Origin of the sequence: Salmonella sp. GDC200615 (assembly GCF_050574145.1) — a bacterium.
Classification (GTDB): domain Bacteria; phylum Pseudomonadota; class Gammaproteobacteria; order Enterobacterales; family Enterobacteriaceae; genus Salmonella; species Salmonella enterica.
Genome location: NZ_CP192247.1, coordinates 417,996 through 438,238, shown reverse-complemented (window position 1 = coordinate 438,238; position 20,243 = coordinate 417,996). Strand labels below are relative to the sequence as shown.

The following is a 20,243-nucleotide window of genomic DNA, read 5'->3' as shown; positions in this document are numbered from 1 at the left end:
TGTATTACTCCTCCGACTTACTCAGCGCCGCCGACGAAGTCCAGATTCTGGCCTTCTTTCAGGGTGACGTAAGCTTTTTTCCAGTCGCTACGACGACCGATACGCTGTCCGTGACGTTTAACTTTCCCTTTAACGACCAGGGTGTTAACGACTTCGACTTCGACTTCAAACAGTTTCTGCACAGCAGCTTTGATTTCTGCTTTGGTCGCGTCTTTAGCAACTTTGAGAACGATGGTGTTAGTTTTTTCCATCGCAGTAGACGCTTTTTCAGAAACGTGCGGTGCGCGCAGCACCTTCAGCAGACGTTCTTCACGAATCATGCCAGCATCTCCTCAACTTGCTTAACAGCATCAGCAGTCATTACGACTTTGTCGAAGGCGATCAGGCTAACCGGGTCGATACCAGTCGCATCGCGTACGTCAACCTTGTGCAGGTTACGTGCGGCCAGGAACAGGTTCTCGTCCAGCTCACCGGTGATGATCAGCACATCTTCCAGAGCCATGTCTTTCAGTTTCTGTGCCAGCAGCTTAGTTTTCGGCGCTTCTACAGAAAACTTCTCGACAACGATCAGACGATCCTGACGTACCAGTTCGGACAGGATGCTTTTCAGCGCGCCGCGGTACATCTTCTTGTTAACTTTTTGACTGTGGTCCTGCGGACGAGCAGCGAAGGTCACGCCACCGGAACGCCAGATCGGGCTCTTGATAGAACCTGAACGCGCACGGCCAGTGCCTTTCTGGCGCCACGGTTTTTTACCGGAACCAGTTACTTCAGCACGAGTCTTCTGAGCACGAGTACCCTGACGAGCACCAGCTGCATAAGCAACAACAACCTGGTGAACCAGCGCTTCGTTGAAATCACGACCGAAGGTAGTTTCGGAAACAGTCAGCGCGCTCTGCGCGTCTTTCAATACTAATTCCATTGCTATCCCCTTACGCCTTCACAGCTGGTTTAACGATCAGGTCGCAACCGGTTGCACCCGGAACACCCCCCTTAACCAGCAGCAGGTTGCGCTCAGCGTCAACGCGTACTACGTCAAGGCTCTGAACGGTTACGCGCTCATTACCCATCTGACCTGCCATTTTCTTGCCTTTGAACACTTTGCCCGGAGTCTGGTTCTGACCGATAGAACCCGGAACGCGGTGAGACAAGGAGTTACCGTGAGTAGCGTCCTGGGTACGGAAGTTCCAGCGCTTAACGGTACCAGCGAAACCTTTACCTTTAGAGGTACCGGTTACGTCAACTTTTTTAACGTCAGCAAACAGTTCAACGCTGATGCTCTGACCTACGGTGTATTCTTCGCCTTCAGCCAGACGGAATTCCCACAGACCACGGCCAGCTTCTACGCCAGCTTTAGCAAAGTGACCCGCTTCCGGCTTGGTGACACGGTTAGCTTTTTTAGCACCCGTAGTAACCTGAACAGCGCGGTAGCCATCGTTAGCCAGGTCTTTAACCTGAGTAACACGGTTTGCTTCAACTTCGATTACGGTTACTGGGATAGAGACGCCATCTTCAGTGAAGATGCGGGTCATACCCACTTTTTTACCGACTAAACCAATCATTGTATCAACCTCTCAATCGCTCGATGACCTGATTAACCCAGGCTGATCTGCACGTCTACACCGGCAGCCAGGTCCAGACGCATCAGAGCATCAACGGTTTTCTCGGTTGGCTCAACGATGTCAACCAGACGCTTGTGAGTGCGAATTTCGTACTGATCGCGCGCATCTTTGTTAACGTGCGGAGAGATCAGAACGGTAAAGCGCTCTTTGCGGGTCGGCAGCGGGATCGGACCGCGAACCTGCGCACCAGTGCGCTTGGCAGTCTCGACGATTTCCGCGGTTGATTGATCGATCAGACGATGATCAAACGCTTTCAGGCGGATACGGATTCTTTGGTTCTGCATGAGACCAGAGCTCCAATTATTTTATAAACGAAAATGATTACTCCTCACACCCATTACGATTGATGGGAGAGTGTAACCGTTCTTACGTAGCTCCCCGATTGGGAGCATTGTTAAATAGCCAAATCGGCTATTCGAGGTTCAAATCGAACCTGCCGTCAATTACGACAAGCCCGCGCATTATACGTAAATCTCAGCCTGACGCAAGTGTCGGATAGAAATTAAGCGCTTTATTCTTATGCGAGCATGATTCCAGATGGTACGCATGGGATGGCAACGCGCACCTTTTCTTTGGAAGGCATCAGGCAAACCTGGCAATACGTCGTTGTCGCTGTCGCATAAATCTATAAAGGTGAGCACAAGCCTTGACGAGGATTTGCTTATGTTTGTTGCCCTCCCCTTTCTCATTTTTTATGCGTCGTTCTCTTTATTACTTGGCATATACGACGCGCGTACCGGTCTGCTGCCTGACCGGTTTACCTGTCCATTACTGTGGGGTGGTCTGCTTTATCACCAGATTTGCCTGCCGGAGCGTTTACCGGATGCGCTTTGGGGTGCTATCGCCGGCTATGGCGGATTCGCGTTAATTTACTGGGGCTATCGCCTGCGTTATCAGAAAGAGGGGCTTGGATATGGCGACGTCAAGTACCTCGCTGCCTTAGGGGCATGGCATTGTTGGGAAACACTGCCGTTACTGGTTTTCCTTGCCGCTATGTTGGCCTGTGGCGGGTTTGGCGTCGCGCTACTGGTGAGAGGTAAATCGGCATTAATAAACCCGCTACCTTTTGGGCCATGGCTGGCGGTGGCGGGTTTCATAACAGGTTGGAAAGTTTTCTTTCCAGACGGTTAATCGGTAACCTTAATTTGTGATTGCAGATAATTTTGCATACCAAGTTTGGCAATCAAATCCAGCTCAGTTTCCAGCCAGTCGATGTGGCCTTCCTCGTCGGCAAGAATTTCAATCATCATATCCCGGCTAACATAGTCATGAACGCTATCGGCATAGGCTATTGCCTCACGTAGATCTTTTGCGCCTTCCAGTTCGAGCCGGAGATCCGATCGTAGCATCTCTTCGACATCTTCACCGATGCCCAGCTTGCCCAGATCCTGTAGGTTCGGTATGCCTTCCAGAAATAAAATACGCTCAATATACTTATCGGCGTGTTTCATCTCATCAATGGATTCATGGTACTCAACATCATTAAGCCGGGTCAGCCCCCAGTTTTTGAACATACGGGCATGAAGAAAATACTGATTAATTGCGACAAGCTCATTTCCCAATAGTTTATTGAGATAATTTATGATTTTAACATCACCTTTCATTTTATAGTCCCTCCGCTTCCACTCTCTAGAGCGTAGATGGGGCTACAGGGATGTCAAAAAAAAGAGTGTGACTCAGGCGATCTCTTTAAATTCCGGCATTTGCGTTAACTCATCCTGCATCACTTCTCGCGCGGCGCGAATACACTTACCACATTGATTTCCCACAGGAATAAATTTACGCAACTGTTGAAATGACTGTGGATGAAATTGTCGTACAGCCTGGCGGATTTTTTTATCGCTTATACCATTACACAAACAAACGTACATGATCGCTCCCGTTCAATTTCCGCACAAAGTGTAAATAAGAATGGTTATGATTACAATATCACAAAGCGATTTACGCCACGGGAGAAGCGTTAAAAAGGGTGAATAAATATAACAGCGGCTAAATAGCAGGCAACAAAAAGGGCGCCGAAGCGCCCTCTTCAATTCAAAACTAATTAACGAGTAATTAGCCCAGAACTTTAGCAACAACGCCCGCGCCAACGGTACGGCCGCCTTCACGGATTGCGAAACGCAGACCGTCGTCCATCGCGATCGGGTGGATCAGGGTAACAACCATTTTGATGTTGTCGCCCGGCATTACCATCTCTACGCCTTCCGGCAGTTCGATGGTGCCAGTCACGTCAGTAGTACGGAAGTAGAACTGCGGACGGTAGCCTTTGAAGAACGGAGTATGACGGCCGCCTTCATCTTTGGACAGAATGTACACTTCAGATTCGAACTTGGTGTGCGGCTTGATGGTGCCCGGCTTAGCCAGTACCTGACCACGTTCGATTTCTTCACGTTTGATACCACGCAGCAGAACACCTACGTTCTCACCGGCACGGCCTTCGTCCAGCAGTTTGCGGAACATTTCAACGCCAGTACAGGTAGACTTCTGAGTCTCTTTGATACCAACGATTTCAACTTCTTCGCCCACTTTGATGATACCGCGTTCTACACGACCGGTAACAACGGTACCACGACCGGAGATGGAGAATACGTCTTCGATCGGCAGCAGGAACGGCTTGTCAATCGCACGCTCTGGCTCCGGGATGTAAGAATCCAGGAAGCCAGCCAGTTCGATGATTTTCGCTTCCCACTCTGCGTCGCCTTCCAGCGCTTTCAGAGCAGAACCACGAACGATCGGAGTGTCGTCGCCCGGGAAGTCGTACTGAGACAGCAGTTCGCGAACTTCCATCTCAACCAGTTCCAGCAGCTCTTCGTCATCAACCATGTCGCATTTGTTCAGGAACACGATGATGTACGGAACGCCTACCTGACGACCCAGCAGGATGTGCTCACGGGTCTGCGGCATCGGGCCGTCAGTCGCAGCAACAACCAGGATCGCGCCGTCCATCTGAGCAGCACCGGTGATCATGTTTTTAACATAGTCGGCGTGCCCCGGGCAGTCTACGTGTGCGTAGTGGCGGGTCGGGGTATCGTATTCAACGTGAGAAGTGTTGATGGTGATACCACGCGCTTTTTCTTCCGGCGCGTTATCGATCTGGTCGAATGCACGAGCAGCACCGCCGTAGGTTTTAGCCAGTACGGTGGTGATTGCAGCGGTCAGGGTAGTTTTACCGTGGTCAACGTGGCCGATGGTGCCGACGTTAACGTGCGGTTTTGTACGTTCAAATTTTTCTTTAGACACGGCTATATTCCTTACTATAGCGCTCTCCCCTTCAGGAGAGAGCACGGGATTTTGGTTTTTAACCCTGCGGCTTATTTACCACGGGCTTCGATTACGGCCTGAGCAACGTTGTTCGGCGCATCATCATACTTCAGGAATTCCATAGTGTACGATGCGCGACCTTTGGTCAGAGAACGCAGCTGAGTTGCATATCCGAACATTTCAGACAGCGGTACTTCAGCGTGGATCTTAACGCCTGTAACTTCAGATTCCTGACCTTTGAGCATACCACGACGGCGGCTAAGGTCGCCGATAACGTCACCGGTATTCTCTTCAGGTGTTTCTACTTCAACCTTCATGATCGGCTCAAGCAGAACTGGTTTTGCTTTCTTAAAGCCTTCTTTAAAGGCGATAGACGCAGCCAGTTTAAACGCCAGCTCAGAGGAGTCAACGTCATGGTAAGAACCGAAGTGCAGACGCACACCGAGATCAACTACCGGATAACCCGCCAGCGGGCCAGATTTCAGCTGCTCCTGGATGCCTTTATCAACGGCCGGGATGTATTCGCCAGGAATTACACCACCTTTGATGTCGTTGATGAACTCGTAACCTTTCGGGTTAGAGCCCGGCTCCAGCGGGTACATGTCGATAACAACATGACCATACTGACCGCGACCACCAGACTGTTTCGCGTGTTTACCTTCGATGTCGGTAACTTTCGCGCGAATCGCTTCGCGGTAAGCAACCTGAGGTTTACCCACGTTAGCTTCAACGTTGAATTCACGCTTCATACGGTCAACGATGATATCCAGGTGAAGTTCACCCATACCAGCGATGATGGTCTGGTTAGATTCTTCATCAGTCCATACGCGGAATGACGGGTCTTCTTTCGCCAGACGGCCCAGAGCCAGCCCCATTTTTTCCTGGTCAGCTTTGGTTTTCGGTTCTACCGCGATGGAGATTACCGGCTCAGGGAATTCCATACGTTCCAGAATAATCGGGTTTTCCGGATCACACAGGGTGTCACCGGTAGTCACGTCTTTCAGGCCGATAGCAGCCGCGATGTCGCCCGCGCGAACTTCTTTGATCTCTTCACGTTTGTTGGCGTGCATCTGAACGATACGACCGAAACGCTCACGTGCGGTTTTCACGGAGTTCAGTACGGTATCACCAGAGTTAACCACACCGGAGTACACACGGAAGAAGGTCAGGTTACCCACAAACGGGTCGGTAGCGATTTTGAACGCCAGCGCAGAGAACGGCTCGTCGTCGCTTGCGTGACGCTCAGCCGGAGTATCTTTACCGTCGTCCAGAATACCGTTGATCGCAGGTACGTCTACCGGGGATGGCAGGTAATCAATTACCGCATCCAGCATCGCCTGAACACCTTTGTTCTTGAATGCAGAACCACAGGTTACCAGGATGATTTCGTTGTTCAGAACGCGCTGACGCAGAGCTTGTTTGATCTCTTCTTCAGTCAGTTCTTCACCACCCAGGTATTTTTCCATCAGCTCTTCAGAAGCTTCTGCGGCGGACTCGATCAGGTTCTGGTGCCATTCGTTAGCCAGGTCCTGCATGTCAGCCGGGATATCTTCGTATTCGAAGGTAACGCCCTGGTCGGCATCGTTCCAGTTGATGGCTTTCATTTTCACCAGGTCAACAACGCCGGTGAAACCTTCTTCAGCACCAATTGCCAGCTGCAGCGGAACCGGGTTCGCGCCCAGACGGGTTTTGATCTGACCAACAACTTTCAGGAAGTTCGCGCCCATGCGGTCCATTTTGTTAACGAACGCAATGCGCGGAACTTTGTATTTGTTTGCCTGACGCCATACGGTTTCAGACTGCGGCTGAACACCACCAACTGCGCAGTAAACCATTACCGCACCATCGAGAACACGCATGGAACGTTCTACTTCGATAGTGAAGTCAACGTGCCCCGGGGTGTCGATGATGTTGATGCGATGCGGTTCATACTGCTTAGCCATACCAGACCAGAATGCAGTAGTCGCTGCGGAGGTGATAGTAATACCACGCTCCTGCTCCTGCTCCATCCAGTCCATGGTAGCTGCGCCGTCATGAACTTCACCGATTTTGTGGTTTACACCGGTGTAGAACAGAATACGTTCGGTAGTAGTGGTTTTACCGGCGTCGATGTGCGCACTGATACCGATATTACGGTAGCGTGCGATGGGTGTTGTACGAGCCATTTGATTCCTCGTTGATATCTTTAGGCGTTCAGTTAAGTTATCCAAAACGGGCGACTTACCTGAAGCGCCCGCCTGGTGACTATGACTCCGAAGGGATTACCAACGGTAGTGTGCGAACGCCTTGTTGGCTTCTGCCATACGGTGAACGTCTTCACGTTTCTTAACTGCAGTACCTTTGTTTTCTGCAGCGTCAGAAAGTTCGTTCGCCAGACGCAGAGCCATGGATTTATCACCGCGCTTACGAGCAGCTTCTACGATCCAACGCATTGCCAGAGCATTACGACGGACCGGACGGACTTCAACTGGTACCTGATAAGTAGAACCACCTACACGGCGGGATTTAACTTCTACAGTCGGGCGAACGTTTTCGAGAGCGACTTCGAAAGCTTCCAGTTCAGATTTACCAGAACGCTGAGCCAGGGTCTCCAGCGCGCTGTATACGATTGATTCTGCAGTAGATTTTTTACCATCTACCATCAGGATATTGACAAATTTAGCCAGCAGTTCTGATCCGAACTTCGGATCCGGCAGAATTTTACGCTGACCAATGACGCGACGACGTGGCATGGAAATACTCCGTTGTTAATTCAGGATTGTCCAAAACTCTACGAGTTTAGTTTGACATTAATTTAAAACGTTTGGCCTTACTTAACGGAGAACCATTAAGCCTTAGGACGCTTCACGCCGTACTTAGAACGAGCTTGCTTACGGTCTTTAACGCCGGAGCAGTCAAGCGCGCCACGAACGGTGTGGTAACGAACACCCGGGAGGTCTTTAACACGACCGCCACGGATCAGGATCACGGAGTGCTCCTGCAGGTTGTGACCTTCACCACCGATGTAGGAAGTCACTTCAAAACCGTTAGTCAGACGAACACGGCAAACTTTACGCAGTGCGGAGTTCGGTTTTTTAGGAGTGGTAGTATATACACGAGTACATACGCCACGTTTTTGCGGGCATGCTTCCAGCGCAGGCACGTTGCTTTTCGCAACTTTGCGAGCACGTGGTTTGCGTACCAGCTGGTTAACTGTTGCCATTAAATAGCTCCTGGTTTTAGCTTTTGCTTCGTAAACACGTAATAAAACGCCCTCACACAATATGAGGACGCCGAATTTTAGGGCGGTGTCGAAAAGGTGTCAAGAAATATACAACGATCCCGCCATCACCAGGCCATCTGGTTGGCATACTTAACCGTGAGTCTGACAAAATCAGTATAGTCAACCCTGACGACACTGTCTGAAATTTGACCACCCAGGCCGCGGGCGTCAATGTCTTCTTTCAAGGCATAGACCGTTATGGGGGCATCGCGCAGACTTTCAAGGAAGCGGTTACCTTCAATCGCGACGGTAACGCCATCCTGGAGCAACAAAAGCGCATCGCCCTCTTTTAGCAGGCGCAGCAAAGCGGGAAAATCAACGCTCGAAGCGCAATGAGGTAAGGTATGCAGCATAAACGCCTCAGAATCTCAGGATGACATCATAGTTGCCAAGCTCGCGGCGTAACGCCACGGGTTCCAGCGGCGTGGCGTCTACCACAAAATTAACGTTCTCCAGACCACGCTCGCGCAGCGATGCCGCGCAGATCCAGCATTGATCAATATCGTACAAATCAAAGAGCTTGAAAGTAGCAATATAGTCACGCGCCAGCACAGCGTCTGGTTTTTGTCCCGGTAATAACTGAAAGACGCCGTCGCTGATAAAAAAGACGCCCAGCGCTTCCGTTAGCGCTGACGTCGCCAGCAGCGCATCCAGTCCTTCACGGCCTGAGGCGCTGCCGTGCGGCGCGGTGGAAAAGACAAATGCAATACGTTTCATTAAAACTGCACCACCCGATCGCAGGTGAGAGATGCCTCCGCCAGCGCGCCCAGCCCGCTTAGCGTAAAGCCCGGCTGAAGATTGGCGGACGGCAACTCCAGTCTGCCGGCTTCAGTTTCATCAATAATACCGCGACGAAGCGCCGCCGCGACACAGATGTTCAGCGCTACGCCATGCTGCGTATTCAATTTCTGCCAGGCGCGTACCAGATCATATTCATCGCTCGCCGGCGAGGTCAGGAGATTGGCGTTATAGACACCTTCCCGATAGAAAAAGACGCTGGCTAACTCATGCCCCTCATTGAGCAGCGCGTGGGCGAACTGCAATGCGCTGCTGGCCTGCTGGGTGCCATATGCCGGCCCGGTGACCATAATGGCATAACGCATTATTTATCCTGCCCCTGAAAATCGCCGCTTTTGAACTGGCGAATATAGAGGTAAACCGTGTGTTTTGAGATATTCAGACGATCGGCTACCTGGTTAATGGCGTCTTTAATATCGAAAATGCCTTTTTCGTACAAGTTAAGGACGATCTGACGATTTTTCGCATTGTTAGAGACATTACGATCGGCATTCACTTCTTCGATCGTGAACTCCAGCGTCTGGGTGACTAAATCTTCGACTGAGGAGGCAAAATTAACCGCTGAGCCGACTTCCGGCGTTTCCGGCGGAATAAAGGTATTCATAATCTGTGAAAATGGCACATCAAGATTCATGTTGATGCACAGTAGACCAATGACGCGCTGCTCGCGGTTGCGAATGGCAATCGTCAACGACTTCATCAAGACACCGCTTTTCGCGCGCGTGAAATAGCATTTCGACACGCTACTGTCCGCCCCTGTCATGTCGTGCAACATACGCAACGCCAGGTCGGTAATCGGCGAGCCAATTTTACGGCCCGTATGTTCGCCATTGGCAATACGAATGGCTGAACATTTTAGATCCTGCAAAGAGTGCAATACGATTTCACAATGGGAACCTATAAGCATCGCTAACCCGTCCACTACCGCTTCGTAGGATTTCAGAATATCGAAGTCGGTTTGCTCGAAGGGACGCTGATCCAGCAAATCAAGTTCACTGGTTTCGTTGGTTAAAAGCGACCTGGACATGAAAAAAAACACTCCTTTTCAGGAGCCTGTCGTTATGTTTTCAGGGCAGGCTCATTATTTACGCGGATGATTAAATTAATACAGTGAGGGTTCATCTTTCCAGTACTAATTTGCTCGTCTATTTCAGACTACGTGTGCGTTGGCGGTCATTCAGCCTACGGTCTCGCCCTTAACGACCAGCGCAAGCGCCGTTATCCGCAAATCAAATTATGGTGAGTAATATATCCGGCCTGAATAAAAAAACCGCCGCTATTACAAGCGGCGGCTCTCAGTTTTTATTTTTTAGCAGCATCTGCGGCTTTAGCGTCAGCCGCATCGGCAGGTTTAGCATCCGCTTTCGGCGCTGGTTTGATATCCAGCAGCTCTACGTCGAATACCAGGGTGGAGTTCGCCGGGATACCCGGGACGCCCGTTTTACCGTAGGCCAGCGCCGGTGGGATAACCAGCTTGATCTTGCCGCCTTTCTTAATATTTTTCAGGCCTTCAGTCCAGCCAGGGATAACGCCGTCCAGACGGAAGGAGAGCGGTTCGCCGCGCGTGTAAGAGTTATCAAACTCTTTACCGTCGATCAGCGTACCTTTGTAGTTCACCACAACGGTATCGCTATCTTTCGGCGCCTCGCCTGTGCCTTCTTTCTCTACTTTGTAAAGCAGACCGGTAGAGGAGGTTTTCACGCCTTTCTCTTTAGCAAAAGCGTCACGGAACATTTTACCTTTTGCTTCGTTATCGGCAGCGTCTTTTTCCATCTTCGCCTGAGCAGCGCTCTTCACACGTGCTTCAAACGTCTGCAGCGTTTGCTCAATTTCCTGATCGGACAGTTTGCTCTTATCGGCAAAGGCATCCTGAACGCCGGCAATCAACTGATCTTTATCCAGTTTGATGCCCAACTTTTCCTGCTCTTTAAGCGAATTTTCCATGTAACGACCCAGCGAGGCGCCCAGCGCATAAGCCGCTTTTTGATCGTCGTTTTTAAATGCTGCTTTGCTATCAGCGGTAGCTGCCGGTTTCGCCGCATCAGCAGCAAAAGTGATCGGTGCGTGCATAGCAACGGCCATCGTCGTTGCCAGCAGCGTGGCTTTAAACAGTGATTTCATCCATATCTCCAGGGCCGGGGCATCTCGCCCCATGTTAACTTACGTAAGAAGCGTACTATAAATCGTTGCAGAACAAATCAACATACGAACACGCCCTATTATCACTTCTTTTCAGACTCTTTTTGTTTAAATTAGTTTCGTAGGGCGCGTAATGGTTGCTGTGAAAGCCGGTAAAGTTAAGTAGAATCCGCCGACGGAGACAACATAAAGAGGTACATCATGCAGGATATCACGATGGAAGCTCGTCTGGCTGAACTGGAAAGCCGTCTGGCGTTCCAGGAGATTACCATAGAAGAACTAAACCTGACGGTAACCGCACATGAAATGGAGATGGCGAAGCTGCGCGATCATCTGCGTTTGCTCACGGAAAAGTTAAAAGCCAGTCAGCCGTCAAATATCGCCTCTCAGGCAGAAGAAACGCCGCCGCCGCATTATTGAGACGAAAAAAAAGCGGGGTTAACCCGCTTTTTTTGTGCCCGATGATTTATCGAACCAATGATAATACCCTAAGGATTTCGAGTCACAGCAAGGCGGCAAGCTTGAAAATTCCCCGGGAGCATAGATAACTATGTGACCGGGGTTTGAAAGCGTAGCCAACACCGCGGTGGCTTGAAAGACGACAGGGATTAATGGCAACCGCAACCGCCTTTACCACCACCGCCGCAGCAGCCTTCGCCGCCGTGCTCGTGACCATGGTCATGACCATGACCGCCACAGCAACCGTCTTCACCGTGATCGTGGTGGTGATCGTGCGCGCCGTGAACATGACCGTGAGCCAGTTCTTCTTCAGTCGCTTCACGAATCGCAACAACTTCTACGTTAAATTTCAGATTCTGGCCCGCCAGCATGTGGTTACCATCAACCACAACGTGATCGTCTTCCACTTCGGTAATCTCTACCGGTACCGGGCCCTGGTCGGTTTCCGCCAGGAAACGCATCCCTACCTGCAGTTCATCAACGCCCATAAAGACGTCTTTAGGCACACGCTGCACCAGATTTTCGTCATACTGGCCGTAAGCGTCGTTCGCACCAACAGCGACATCAAATTTGTCGCCAACTTCATGGCCTTCCAGCGCCGTTTCCAGGCCAGAGATCAGAGAGCCGTGGCCGTGCAGGTAATCCAGCGGCGCACTCACCGGAGACTCATCAACCAACACACCGTCTTCTGTACGTACCTGATAGGCCAGGCTGACCACCAGGTCTTTTGCTACTTTCATGATATCTCCTGAGCATGGGAAGAATAGTGGCGCAGATTGTAGCGGAATTCTGCAGCCGTGTACCCCTTAGCTTAAAAAAACCTGCGGCATATCGCTAGTCCGGATGAAAAATCCCAATCACTTGCTCTTCTTTGCGAACATGCTCGCGAACGTCTTTATCCGCCTCCCGCATTTGATGCCCGCACTTAACGCATTCAACAATATCGACATTATTTTCACGCCACATCGCCATTGTGTCCTGCGCCTGACAGGCTGGACATTTCGCGCCTGCAATAAAACGTTTACGGATTGCCATTGTTCACCTCTACTCAAATTCATCCCAGCCATCCAGCTGGCGACGCTCCTGTTGCATTTCGCGCTGAAAAATCTCCTCCAGCTCGCGTCGGGCCTCTCTGGCGCGCGAAATCTGTACCATGTCGCTATGCTCCGGGATCAGCTCCCGCAGCATTCGCATATCCAGCCGACGAAAATGCAACTGCGCGCGTTGCGCCTGATGCGGATGCATACCTAACGACACCAGAGTTTTACGTCCCAGTTCCAGCGCGCTGGAAAACGTTTCACGGGAAAACTGCGTGACGCCAGCCTGTAATAACTCATGGGCCTCCACACGTCCACGCGCTCGCGCAAGAATATGCAGATGAGGAAAATGCTGCTGACACAACTCCACCAGCTTCATCGTGTCTTCCGGTTCATTACACGTGATGACTATCGACTCCGCCGCTTCCGCGCCCGCAGAACGCAGCAGCTCGACTTGTGTAGCGTCGCCGTAATACACTTTATAACCATATTTGCGCATCAGATTAACGGCGCCGATATCGCGTTCCAGCACGGTGATACGCATCTTATTCGCCATCAATAAGCGAGCGATCACCTGACCAAAACGGCCAAAGCCGACGACAATTACCTGGGGCTTATCATCCTCAACCCACGGCTTTTCATCATTCTCTTCCGGGCCATTAAGGCGGCGCGATAACCACTTATCAATCCCTTTCATCAGTAGCGGCGTGGTCATCATTGATAACGTGACAGTCACCAATAATAACGCCATCTGATCGCCCTGAAACAGGCGCTGAGAAGAGGCGGTAGAAAAGAGCACAAAAGCGAACTCGCCCCCCTGACTCAGCACGCTGGCAAACTGCATCCGTTCAGAACTTCTTATTCCATATAGCCGCGCCAGCAGATACAGCGTCAACATTTTTATGACGACCAGAATAACAACGCTCGCCGCCACCCACAGTAAATGGGTATGAAAGTACGCCGAGATTTAGCGACATACCGACGGAGATAAAGAACAGCCCAAGCAGTAAACCTTTAAAGGGATCGATAGCGTTTTCCAGCTCATGCCGGTATTCACTCTCTGCCAGTAAAACGCCGGCAATGAAGGTTCCCAGGGCCATCGACAGTCCCAGCGCATCCATAAATAAGGCGGCGCTCAACACCAGCAACAGCGTCGCGGCAGTGAAGACCTCCCGCACGCCAGACGCAGCAATAAAACGAAATACCGGGCGCAGCAGGTAACGACCGCCAATCAGCATTACCGCGAAAGCCAGTACCTTCATTGCCACTTTAAACCAGTCGAAATGCTCGTCGGCCGATCCCGCCAATAAAGGCACCAACGCCAGCGCGGGGATCACCGCTAAATCCTGAAACAGTAAGACGGAAAACCCTAACTGCCCGGACTCGCTACGATTCATGCCTTTCTCGCGCATCAGTTGTAGCGCCATCGCCGTCGAAGACATCGCCAGGCCAATCCCGCCGACGACCGCCGCCTGCCATAAGAAATCAGCAAGCATCAATAATCCCGCCAGCACCGCCGCGCTTAACAGCACCTGAGCAGCGCCGACGCCGAAGATAGAGCGCCGCAGTTGCCAAAGCCGGGACGGATTGAGTTCGAGACCAATGATAAACATCAGAAACACGACGCCCAGTTCGGAGAAGTGAAGAATTTCGTCGACGTCGCTGATGAAGCCCAGTCCCCACGGACCAATCGCGATTCCCGCCAGCAAATACCCTAGCACCGCGCCGATGCCCAGCCTGGCGGCTAACGGCACCGCCGCCACCGCCGCGAAGAGGAACAACACTCCCGCGGTCAATAAATCAGCACCTTCCATCAATAGCCTCCCGCGCTCACAGGATTCGCCAGCCACTCGCCATAGGCTTTCGCATGACTGGCCAGCGTCTGCGGCGACTGGCGGCGCGCCCAGTACACAATAATGGGCGGCATCCAGTGCATCCGACACATGGCCGCGGTCAGTTCAAAGGGGCGGAGTACATCGCTCATTGGATAGCGGTTTAGCGCGTCATACCGGTAAGCGCTCTCCGGCTCGCCGGTCGTAATCACGCTACGCCAGTACTTTCCCACCAGTTGGTTTCCCCCTGGTCCGCTGGCGAACCCCCGACTCAAAACGCGATCAAGCCATTCTTTCAGTAAAGCCGGACAGCTATAGGTGTAAAGGGGATGCTGAAAAACAATGACGTCGTGCTCACGTAACAGGGCTTGTTCATAGGGCGTGTCGATAAAAAAATCAGGATAGCGCGCATAAAGATCGTGCACGGTTACGTTATTGTGCTGTATGGCCGGTTTAAGCAGTACCCGGTTAGCAACCGAGTCCTGAGATTCCGGATGGGCATACAACAGCAAGACTTTCGCTGGCTGAGACATCAATCCCCCTCCCGGTTGTTTTGGGTCGATACATGCCATTCTTCAGGCCGCTTCTACGTTGACAGCGTTTGTTCAACTCAGGAACGTACTCTATGTCCGCCGCTGGGGATTAATGAGAGATATTCTTGTCCCTCACCAAAGGCGGCCTGAATGATTTTGTGTATCGTTGTTGTTTTGAGCTACCATTGCGCTCCAGCGCGGCGGTACGCCCGAATATTACATTATCATAATGATAAATTAACATAGTCTGAACATACGGCGCCTTATGATTGTTTTCTCCTCGTTACAAATTCGTCGCGGCGTGCGCGTCCTACTGGACAATGCCTCGGCTATCATTAATCCAGGCCAGAAAGTCGGCCTGGTGGGTAAAAACGGCTGCGGTAAATCTACCCTGCTGGCATTGCTAAAAAATGAAATCAGCGCCGATGCCGGGAGTTTTACCCTGCCCGGAACCTGGCAATTAGCGTGGGTGAATCAGGAAACACCTGCGTTGCCTCAGCCAGCGATTGAGTATGTCATTGACGGCGACCGTGAATACCGGCAGCTGGAGGCGCAGCTTAACGACGCCAACGAACATAACGACGGACATGCTATCGCCTCCATACATGGCAAGCTGGACGCCATCGACGCATGGACCGTTCGTTCGCGCGCCGCCAGCCTGCTACACGGTCTCGGCTTCTCTAACGATCAGCTGGAACGTCCGGTCAGCGACTTTTCCGGCGGCTGGCGGATGCGCCTTAACCTGGCCCAGGCGCTGATTTGCCGTTCCGATTTACTGCTGCTCGACGAACCGACCAACCACCTCGATCTGGATGCCGTTATCTGGCTGGAAAAATGGCTGAAGAGCTATCCGGGCACCCTGATTCTGATCTCCCACGATCGCGATTTTCTTGACCCGATAGTGGATAAAATTATCCATATCGAACAACAGACTCTGTTCGAGTATACCGGCAACTACAGCGCGTTTGAAGTTCAGCGCGCCACGCGCCTGGCGCAGCAGCAGGCGATGTATGAGAGTCAGCAGGAGCGTGTGGCGCATCTGCAAAGCTACATCGACCGTTTCCGCGCCAAGGCCACCAAGGCCAAGCAGGCGCAAAGCCGTATCAAGATGCTGGAGCGTATGGAGTTGATTGCGCCGGCTCATGTCGACAACCCGTTCCATTTCAGCTTCCGCGCGCCGGAAAGCCTGCCGAACCCGCTGCTGAAAATGGAAAAAGTCAGCGCAGGTTATGGCGATCGCATCATTCTGGAATCCATCAAGCTGAACCTGGTGCCCGGCTCGCGTATCGGCCTGCTGGGCCGCAACGGCGCGGGGAAATCGACGCTGATCAAGCTGCTGGCGGGCGAACTGGAACCGTTGCACGGTGAAATCGGCCTCGCCAAAGGCATTAAGCTCGGCTACTTCGCCCAGCACCAACTGGAGTTCCTGCGCGCCGATGAATCCCCGTTGCAGCATATGGCGCGTCTGGCGCCGCAGGAACTGGAGCAGAAGCTGCGCGACTATCTCGGCGGCTTCGGTTTCCAGGGCGACAAAGTAACGGAAGAGACGCAACGTTTCTCCGGCGGCGAGAAAGCGCGCCTGGTACTGGCGCTGATCGTCTGGCAGCGTCCAAATCTGCTGTTGCTCGATGAACCGACCAACCACCTGGATCTCGACATGCGTCAGGCGCTCACCGAAGCGCTGATTGATTTCGAAGGCGCATTGGTCGTCGTGTCGCACGACCGCCACCTGATTCGCTCCACCACTGACGACCTCTATCTGGTTCACGACAAAAAGGTCGAACCGTTCGACGGAGACCTGGAAGATTATCAGCAATGGCTGAGCGACGTGCAGAAACAGGAAAACCAGGCCGACAACGCGCCGAAGGAAAACAACGCCAACAGCGCTCAGTCACGCAAAGATCAGAAGCGTCGCGAAGCCGAGCTACGCACTCTGACGCAACCGCTGCGTAAAGAGATTACCCGTCTGGAAAAAGAGATGGAAAAGCTCAACGCCCAATTAGCGCAGGCGGAAGAGAAGCTCGGCGACAGCAGCCTGTATGACCCCAGCCGTAAAGCGGAGATGACCGAGTGTCTGCAACTGCAGGCCAGCGCCAAATCCGGGCTGGAAGCGTGTGAAATGGCATGGCTTGAGGCGCAGGAGCAGCTTGAGCAGATGATGCAGAACGACTAAGAGCCTATCCCATTAGGCTATTTTATTCGCCATTTTAGGGCCGGGCAGTGCTCGAAATCCTCACGTACTATGTGTACGCTCCGGTTTCTGCGCGCTGTCCGGCCCCAAACTGGCTTCAACAATTACGCCTACTGGGATAGGCTCTAACGCACGGGGCGGACGATGAACCTGTCAATTACCGATGACATTACCTTCCGCAAGCTCACCATCTTAATGATGCTTGTGGAGAAGGGTAACATCGCCCGCACCGCCGAGGCGCTGCACACGCTGAAAGAGAACGTTCGTTGTCCGCTGTTCGTCCATAAAGGCCTCTTCGGTACTCGTCCCGATATAAAGGTTACCGTTGCGGTCGGCAGCACCGGAACAGAAGGCTGCGTTATGTGATTTAGCGGCAAAGGTTGCCGTGATTTATTTTCGTCAGCGCGTCGTTCACGCCAAATAATTTAAACGTCACCTCATCAACGCCAAGATTTTTCAGACGCGCAGTGTGTTTTTTAATATAAGCCCGCGCCGTTTCTTCGGATTCAAACAAGTAAATGCCGCCAGCTTGCTGGTTTTTCTCGCTTTCTGTCCAGATTTTCCAGATGAAGCCCGGCTCCTCATTGATAGACTCCGCCAGCCCGACCAGTTGCTGAGTCATCTCCTCGCCAAAAGGGCCGCTAAAGTTAAAATGGATCTGTAAAAGTGTCTTCGACATGCCTTCTCCTTGAGTCACATAACTATCGTGTTGCCACACTACCACGATTAATTCGGCTGATGCAGAGGTTCACGCGATTTCTGTGGGGTATTGCGCGCGCCTTGCATACCGCCCCCTCTGGTGAAATGAGGCGCAATTTTATTTCGCCAGACGACCAATTGAACGTAAAATCACATATTGACTAATCTGTGAACCTTATGCGCGGTATAGTATTGTTTCCAATTATCAATTGTTCTGGTGCTATGGTTGAGATCACGTCCACAGAAATGACCCCGCCTGTCAATGACTCGCATGAATTTATTCCCATGCGTGGCATTCGTAATCGCCATTTACAAACTATGCTGCCGCGCTTAATCCGCCGCAAAGTGAAGTTCAACGCCCACTGGCAGCGGCTGGAGCTACCAGACGGCGATTTTGTCGATCTGGCATGGAGCGAAGAACCGCAACAGGCAAAGCATAAACCGCGGCTGGTGGTCTTTCACGGTCTGGAAGGCAGCCTGAACAGCCCCTATGCCCACGGGCTGATTGAGGCGGCGCAAAAGCGCGGCTGGCTGGGCGTGGTGATGCACTTTCGCGGCTGTAGCGGCGAACCCAACCGTCTGAATCGTATTTACCACTCCGGTGAAACGGAGGACGGAGCCTGGTTTTTACGCTGGCTACAGCGGGAGTTCGGCGCCGTTCCGACAGCCGCCGTGGGCTATTCGCTCGGCGGTAATATGCTGGCGTGCCTGCTGGCGAAAGAAGGCCGCGATATTCCCATCGAGGCGGCGGTAATTGTTTCTGCACCTTTCGTTCTCGAAGCCTGTAGCTACCACATGGACAAAGGGTTTTCCCGCGTCTATCAGCGTTATTTGCTTAATCTGTTAAAAGCGAATGCGTCACGCAAGCTGGCGGCGTACCCCGGGTCGCTGCCGGTGAATCTGGCGCAACTGAAATCAATGCGCCGTATTCGCGAGTTTGACGACCTGATCACCGCGAAAATTCACGGCTTTGCCGACGCCATCGACTACTATCGTCAGTGTAGCGCCATGCCGTTGCTTAACCAGATTGCTAAACCGACGCTGATTATTCACGCTAAAGACGATCCGTTTATGGATCATCATGTGATCCCTAAAGCGGAAGATCTGCCCCCGCAGGTGGAGTATCAGCTAACTGAGCATGGCGGACACGTAGGATTTATCGGCGGTACGCCGCTGCGCCCTGAAATGTGGCTGGAACGCCGAATTCCTGACTGGCTGACAACGTACCTGGAGGCGTCATCATGATCATTCCCTGGCAGGGGCTCGCCCCCGACACGCTGGACAACCTGATCGAAAGCTTTGTGTTGCGCGAAGGCACCGATTATGGTGAACATGAACGTTCGCTTGAACAAAAAGTCGCTGACGTAAAACTCCAACTGCAATCCGGCGAGGCCGTGCTGGTATGGTCTGAATTACATGAAACGGTCAATATTATGCCGAAAAAGCAGTTTCGCGAATAAAACGCCTTTGCCGACAATACATTATTCTAAAGCTCAATCATGGAGTTGCCATGTCAGCCAAACATCCGGTGATAGCAGTAACAGGGTCAAGCGGCGCGGGGACCACCACCACCAGCCTCGCGTTTCGTAAAATTTTCGCGCAGTTAAATCTGCACGCCGCCGAGGTGGAAGGCGACAGTTTTCATCGTTACACCCGCCCGGAAATGGATATGGCGATCCGCAAAGCGCGTGACGCCGGGCGGCATATCAGCTATTTCGGGCCTGAAGCCAATGACTTCAGCCTACTGGAACATACCTTTATTGAGTACGGGCAGACGGGTAAAGGCCAGTCGCGTAAATATCTGCATACCTATGATGAAGCCGTACCGTGGAATCAGGTTCCCGGCACGTTTACCCCCTGGCAGCCGCTTCCCGAACCGACCGATGTGCTGTTTTATGAAGGACTGCACGGCGGCGTCGTCACCCCGCAACATGATGTCGCGCGTCATGTTGATCTGTTGGTTGGCGTGGTGCCTATCGTCAACCTCGAGTGGATTCAGAAACTGATTCGCGACACCAGCGAGCGCGGACACTCCCGTGAAGCGGTGATGGATTCCGTGGTGCGTTCCATGGACGACTACATCAATTACATTACGCCGCAGTTCTCGCGTACCCATATCAACTTCCAGCGCGTACCGACCGTCGACACGTCCAATCCGTTCGCCGCAAAGGGTATTCCCTCGCTGGATGAGAGTTTTGTGGTGATCCATTTCCGCAATCTGGAAGGGATCGATTTTCCCTGGCTCCTAGCGATGCTCCAGGGCTCGTTCATTTCTCACATTAATACATTAGTGGTGCCGGGCGGCAAAATGGGGCTGGCGATGGAGCTGATTATGTTGCCGCTGGTGCAGCGATTAATGGAAGGCAAAAAAATCGAATAACCGTGGTGAAATGCCCGATGGCGCTACGCT

26 protein-coding genes and 1 pseudogene are annotated in these 20,243 nt (G+C 52.2%); 7 read left to right on the top strand and 20 right to left on the bottom strand.

The window, feature by feature from the left end:
- Positions 1 to 17 precede the first annotated feature (17 nt).
- Genes rplW through rpsJ form a run of 4 tightly spaced genes read right to left on the bottom strand, consistent with a single transcriptional unit; the run spans position 18 to position 1,906 of the window.
- Entirely contained in the window at positions 18 to 320 is a 303-nt protein-coding gene (rplW, locus tag ACQ29O_RS01995) for a 50S ribosomal protein L23 (RefSeq protein WP_000617546.1), read from the bottom strand.
- Positions 317 to 922, bottom strand: a complete 606-nt coding sequence (rplD, locus tag ACQ29O_RS01990) for a 50S ribosomal protein L4 (protein ID WP_000424395.1) — start codon at positions 920 to 922, stop codon at positions 317 to 319. Before rplD ends, rplW begins: the two co-directional genes overlap by 4 nt.
- Before the next feature lie 10 nt (positions 923 to 932).
- Positions 933 to 1,562 carry a 50S ribosomal protein L3 gene (rplC, locus tag ACQ29O_RS01985; RefSeq protein ID WP_000579838.1) on the bottom strand — a complete coding sequence of 210 codons (630 nt, stop codon included), beginning with the start codon at positions 1,560 to 1,562 and terminating at the stop codon, positions 933 to 935.
- 32 nt (positions 1,563 to 1,594) lie between these two features.
- A complete protein-coding gene (rpsJ, locus tag ACQ29O_RS01980; protein WP_001181005.1) occupies positions 1,595 to 1,906 on the bottom strand; it encodes a 30S ribosomal protein S10 in 312 nt (103 codons plus the stop codon).
- A gap of 379 nt (positions 1,907 to 2,285) precedes the next feature.
- Here rpsJ and hopD point away from each other — a divergent pair, with 379 nt between their 5' ends.
- Positions 2,286 to 2,753 carry a prepilin peptidase gene (gene hopD / locus ACQ29O_RS01975; protein WP_000495848.1) on the top strand — a complete coding sequence of 156 codons (468 nt, stop codon included), beginning with the start codon at positions 2,286 to 2,288 and terminating at the stop codon, positions 2,751 to 2,753.
- On the opposite strand, the gene bfr is transcribed toward hopD, so the two are convergent.
- The 11 genes from bfr to fkpA all read right to left on the bottom strand — a co-directional run bounded on the left by bfr (position 2,750) and on the right by fkpA (position 11,064).
- Complete coding sequence (gene bfr / locus ACQ29O_RS01970; protein WP_000675530.1) at positions 2,750 to 3,226, bottom strand: bacterioferritin; 477 nt, start codon at positions 3,224 to 3,226, stop codon at positions 2,750 to 2,752. The genes hopD and bfr overlap by 4 nt on opposite strands.
- Before the next feature lie 72 nt (positions 3,227 to 3,298).
- Positions 3,299 to 3,493 (bottom strand): bacterioferritin-associated ferredoxin, encoded by a 195-nt coding sequence (gene bfd, locus ACQ29O_RS01965; RefSeq protein WP_000289082.1) that lies wholly within the window; start codon positions 3,491 to 3,493, stop codon positions 3,299 to 3,301.
- A 184-nt stretch (positions 3,494 to 3,677) separates the two neighbouring features.
- Positions 3,678 to 4,862, bottom strand: a complete 1,185-nt coding sequence (gene tuf / locus ACQ29O_RS01960) for an elongation factor Tu (RefSeq protein WP_000031748.1) — start codon at positions 4,860 to 4,862, stop codon at positions 3,678 to 3,680.
- A gap of 71 nt (positions 4,863 to 4,933) precedes the next feature.
- Positions 4,934 to 7,048, bottom strand: a complete 2,115-nt coding sequence (gene fusA, locus ACQ29O_RS01955; RefSeq protein WP_000124693.1) for an elongation factor G — start codon at positions 7,046 to 7,048, stop codon at positions 4,934 to 4,936.
- A 96-nt stretch (positions 7,049 to 7,144) separates the two neighbouring features.
- Positions 7,145 to 7,615 (bottom strand): 30S ribosomal protein S7, encoded by a 471-nt coding sequence (gene rpsG / locus ACQ29O_RS01950; RefSeq protein ID WP_001138043.1) that lies wholly within the window; start codon positions 7,613 to 7,615, stop codon positions 7,145 to 7,147.
- A gap of 95 nt (positions 7,616 to 7,710) precedes the next feature.
- Positions 7,711 to 8,085 (bottom strand): 30S ribosomal protein S12, encoded by a 375-nt coding sequence (rpsL, locus tag ACQ29O_RS01945; protein ID WP_000246815.1) that lies wholly within the window; start codon positions 8,083 to 8,085, stop codon positions 7,711 to 7,713.
- Between the two features lie 125 nt (positions 8,086 to 8,210).
- On the bottom strand, positions 8,211 to 8,498 hold the full coding sequence (gene tusB, locus ACQ29O_RS01940) for a sulfurtransferase complex subunit TusB (RefSeq protein WP_000903399.1): 288 nt from the start codon (positions 8,496 to 8,498) through the stop codon (positions 8,211 to 8,213).
- Between the two features lie 7 nt (positions 8,499 to 8,505).
- On the bottom strand, positions 8,506 to 8,862 hold the full coding sequence (tusC, locus tag ACQ29O_RS01935; protein WP_000820705.1) for a sulfurtransferase complex subunit TusC: 357 nt from the start codon (positions 8,860 to 8,862) through the stop codon (positions 8,506 to 8,508).
- Positions 8,862 to 9,248: a sulfurtransferase complex subunit TusD gene (tusD, locus tag ACQ29O_RS01930; RefSeq protein ID WP_001268011.1), complete on the bottom strand. Its 387-nt coding sequence runs from the start codon at positions 9,246 to 9,248 to the stop codon at positions 8,862 to 8,864. The genes tusC and tusD overlap by 1 nt, the downstream gene beginning before the upstream one ends.
- On the bottom strand, positions 9,248 to 9,970 hold the full coding sequence (locus ACQ29O_RS01925) for a helix-turn-helix transcriptional regulator (protein ID WP_000091471.1): 723 nt from the start codon (positions 9,968 to 9,970) through the stop codon (positions 9,248 to 9,250). Before ACQ29O_RS01925 ends, tusD begins: the two co-directional genes overlap by 1 nt.
- A 275-nt stretch (positions 9,971 to 10,245) precedes the next feature.
- Positions 10,246 to 11,064: an FKBP-type peptidyl-prolyl cis-trans isomerase gene (gene fkpA / locus ACQ29O_RS01920; RefSeq protein ID WP_000838224.1), complete on the bottom strand. Its 819-nt coding sequence runs from the start codon at positions 11,062 to 11,064 to the stop codon at positions 10,246 to 10,248.
- A 219-nt stretch (positions 11,065 to 11,283) separates the two neighbouring features.
- Between fkpA and ACQ29O_RS01915 the strand changes: the two genes are divergently transcribed.
- On the top strand, positions 11,284 to 11,502 hold the full coding sequence (locus tag ACQ29O_RS01915; RefSeq protein ID WP_001152701.1) for a protein SlyX: 219 nt from the start codon (positions 11,284 to 11,286) through the stop codon (positions 11,500 to 11,502).
- A gap of 188 nt (positions 11,503 to 11,690) precedes the next feature.
- Here ACQ29O_RS01915 and slyD read toward each other — a convergent pair whose 3' ends face one another.
- The 4 genes and pseudogenes from slyD to kefG form a co-directional block, all read right to left on the bottom strand.
- Positions 11,691 to 12,281, bottom strand: a complete 591-nt coding sequence (gene slyD, locus ACQ29O_RS01910; protein WP_000861341.1) for a peptidylprolyl isomerase — start codon at positions 12,279 to 12,281, stop codon at positions 11,691 to 11,693.
- 94 nt (positions 12,282 to 12,375) lie between these two features.
- Positions 12,376 to 12,576 carry a YheV family putative zinc ribbon protein gene (locus ACQ29O_RS01905; protein ID WP_001007735.1) on the bottom strand — a complete coding sequence of 67 codons (201 nt, stop codon included), beginning with the start codon at positions 12,574 to 12,576 and terminating at the stop codon, positions 12,376 to 12,378.
- 9 nt (positions 12,577 to 12,585) lie between these two features.
- Positions 12,586 to 14,392, bottom strand: a pseudogene (gene kefB, locus ACQ29O_RS01900) (glutathione-regulated potassium-efflux system protein KefB).
- Entirely contained in the window at positions 14,392 to 14,943 is a 552-nt protein-coding gene (gene kefG, locus ACQ29O_RS01895) for a glutathione-regulated potassium-efflux system ancillary protein KefG (RefSeq protein ID WP_000081820.1), read from the bottom strand. The pseudogene kefB and the gene kefG overlap by 1 nt, the downstream one beginning before the upstream one ends.
- Before the next feature lie 265 nt (positions 14,944 to 15,208).
- Between kefG and ACQ29O_RS01890 the strand changes: the two genes are divergently transcribed.
- Positions 15,209 to 17,116, top strand: a complete 1,908-nt coding sequence (locus ACQ29O_RS01890) for an ABC transporter ATP-binding protein (protein WP_000634748.1) — start codon at positions 15,209 to 15,211, stop codon at positions 17,114 to 17,116.
- A gap of 162 nt (positions 17,117 to 17,278) precedes the next feature.
- The gene (locus ACQ29O_RS01885) at positions 17,279 to 17,500 is read left to right on the top strand and encodes a hypothetical protein (protein WP_001054040.1); all 222 of its coding nucleotides are present in this window, start codon (positions 17,279 to 17,281) and stop codon (positions 17,498 to 17,500) included.
- Between the two features lies 1 nt (position 17,501).
- Here the strand turns inward: ACQ29O_RS01885 and ACQ29O_RS01880 are convergent, their stop codons facing one another.
- The gene (locus tag ACQ29O_RS01880) at positions 17,502 to 17,813 is read right to left on the bottom strand and encodes a monooxygenase (RefSeq protein WP_000047691.1); all 312 of its coding nucleotides are present in this window, start codon (positions 17,811 to 17,813) and stop codon (positions 17,502 to 17,504) included.
- A gap of 197 nt (positions 17,814 to 18,010) precedes the next feature.
- Here ACQ29O_RS01880 and ACQ29O_RS01875 point away from each other — a divergent pair, with 197 nt between their 5' ends.
- Genes ACQ29O_RS01875 through ACQ29O_RS01865 form a run of 3 tightly spaced genes read left to right on the top strand, consistent with a single transcriptional unit; the run spans position 18,011 to position 20,213 of the window.
- Positions 18,011 to 19,078, top strand: coding sequence for a hydrolase (locus ACQ29O_RS01875; protein WP_001214115.1), 1,068 nt, complete (start codon positions 18,011 to 18,013; stop codon positions 19,076 to 19,078).
- Positions 19,075 to 19,293 carry a YheU family protein gene (locus ACQ29O_RS01870; protein ID WP_000586567.1) on the top strand — a complete coding sequence of 73 codons (219 nt, stop codon included), beginning with the start codon at positions 19,075 to 19,077 and terminating at the stop codon, positions 19,291 to 19,293. Before ACQ29O_RS01875 ends, ACQ29O_RS01870 begins: the two co-directional genes overlap by 4 nt.
- 50 nt (positions 19,294 to 19,343) lie before the next feature.
- Positions 19,344 to 20,213: a phosphoribulokinase gene (locus tag ACQ29O_RS01865; protein WP_001274690.1), complete on the top strand. Its 870-nt coding sequence runs from the start codon at positions 19,344 to 19,346 to the stop codon at positions 20,211 to 20,213.
- Positions 20,214 to 20,243: the final 30 nt, after the last annotated feature.

Bases quoted from the DNA above. Each gene is read 5' to 3' on its own strand.
- rplW (WP_000617546.1), bottom strand. From the start codon at position 320: ATGATTCGTGAAGAACGTCTGCTGAAGGTGCTGCGCGCACCGCACGTT.
- rplD (WP_000424395.1), bottom strand. From the start codon at position 922: ATGGAATTAGTATTGAAAGACGCGCAGAGCGCGCTGACTGTTTCCGAA.
- rplC (WP_000579838.1), bottom strand. From the start codon at position 1,562: ATGATTGGTTTAGTCGGTAAAAAAGTGGGTATGACCCGCATCTTCACT.
- rpsJ (WP_001181005.1), bottom strand. From the start codon at position 1,906: ATGCAGAACCAAAGAATCCGTATCCGCCTGAAAGCGTTTGATCATCGT.
- hopD (WP_000495848.1), top strand. From the start codon at position 2,286: ATGTTTGTTGCCCTCCCCTTTCTCATTTTTTATGCGTCGTTCTCTTTA.
- bfr (WP_000675530.1), bottom strand. From the start codon at position 3,226: ATGAAAGGTGATGTTAAAATCATAAATTATCTCAATAAACTATTGGGA.
- bfd (WP_000289082.1), bottom strand. From the start codon at position 3,493: ATGTACGTTTGTTTGTGTAATGGTATAAGCGATAAAAAAATCCGCCAG.
- fusA (WP_000124693.1), bottom strand. From the start codon at position 7,048: ATGGCTCGTACAACACCCATCGCACGCTACCGTAATATCGGTATCAGT.
- rpsG (WP_001138043.1), bottom strand. From the start codon at position 7,615: ATGCCACGTCGTCGCGTCATTGGTCAGCGTAAAATTCTGCCGGATCCG.
- rpsL (WP_000246815.1), bottom strand. From the start codon at position 8,085: ATGGCAACAGTTAACCAGCTGGTACGCAAACCACGTGCTCGCAAAGTT.
- tusB (WP_000903399.1), bottom strand. From the start codon at position 8,498: ATGCTGCATACCTTACCTCATTGCGCTTCGAGCGTTGATTTTCCCGCT.
- tusC (WP_000820705.1), bottom strand. From the start codon at position 8,862: ATGAAACGTATTGCATTTGTCTTTTCCACCGCGCCGCACGGCAGCGCC.
- tusD (WP_001268011.1), bottom strand. From the start codon at position 9,248: ATGCGTTATGCCATTATGGTCACCGGGCCGGCATATGGCACCCAGCAG.
- ACQ29O_RS01925 (WP_000091471.1), bottom strand. From the start codon at position 9,970: ATGTCCAGGTCGCTTTTAACCAACGAAACCAGTGAACTTGATTTGCTG.
- fkpA (WP_000838224.1), bottom strand. From the start codon at position 11,064: ATGAAATCACTGTTTAAAGCCACGCTGCTGGCAACGACGATGGCCGTT.
- ACQ29O_RS01915 (WP_001152701.1), top strand. From the start codon at position 11,284: ATGCAGGATATCACGATGGAAGCTCGTCTGGCTGAACTGGAAAGCCGT.
- slyD (WP_000861341.1), bottom strand. From the start codon at position 12,281: ATGAAAGTAGCAAAAGACCTGGTGGTCAGCCTGGCCTATCAGGTACGT.
- ACQ29O_RS01905 (WP_001007735.1), bottom strand. From the start codon at position 12,576: ATGGCAATCCGTAAACGTTTTATTGCAGGCGCGAAATGTCCAGCCTGT.
- kefG (WP_000081820.1), bottom strand. From the start codon at position 14,943: ATGTCTCAGCCAGCGAAAGTCTTGCTGTTGTATGCCCATCCGGAATCT.
- ACQ29O_RS01890 (WP_000634748.1), top strand. From the start codon at position 15,209: ATGATTGTTTTCTCCTCGTTACAAATTCGTCGCGGCGTGCGCGTCCTA.
- ACQ29O_RS01885 (WP_001054040.1), top strand. From the start codon at position 17,279: ATGAACCTGTCAATTACCGATGACATTACCTTCCGCAAGCTCACCATC.
- ACQ29O_RS01880 (WP_000047691.1), bottom strand. From the start codon at position 17,813: ATGTCGAAGACACTTTTACAGATCCATTTTAACTTTAGCGGCCCTTTT.
- ACQ29O_RS01875 (WP_001214115.1), top strand. From the start codon at position 18,011: ATGCGCGGTATAGTATTGTTTCCAATTATCAATTGTTCTGGTGCTATG.
- ACQ29O_RS01870 (WP_000586567.1), top strand. From the start codon at position 19,075: ATGATCATTCCCTGGCAGGGGCTCGCCCCCGACACGCTGGACAACCTG.
- ACQ29O_RS01865 (WP_001274690.1), top strand. From the start codon at position 19,344: ATGTCAGCCAAACATCCGGTGATAGCAGTAACAGGGTCAAGCGGCGCG.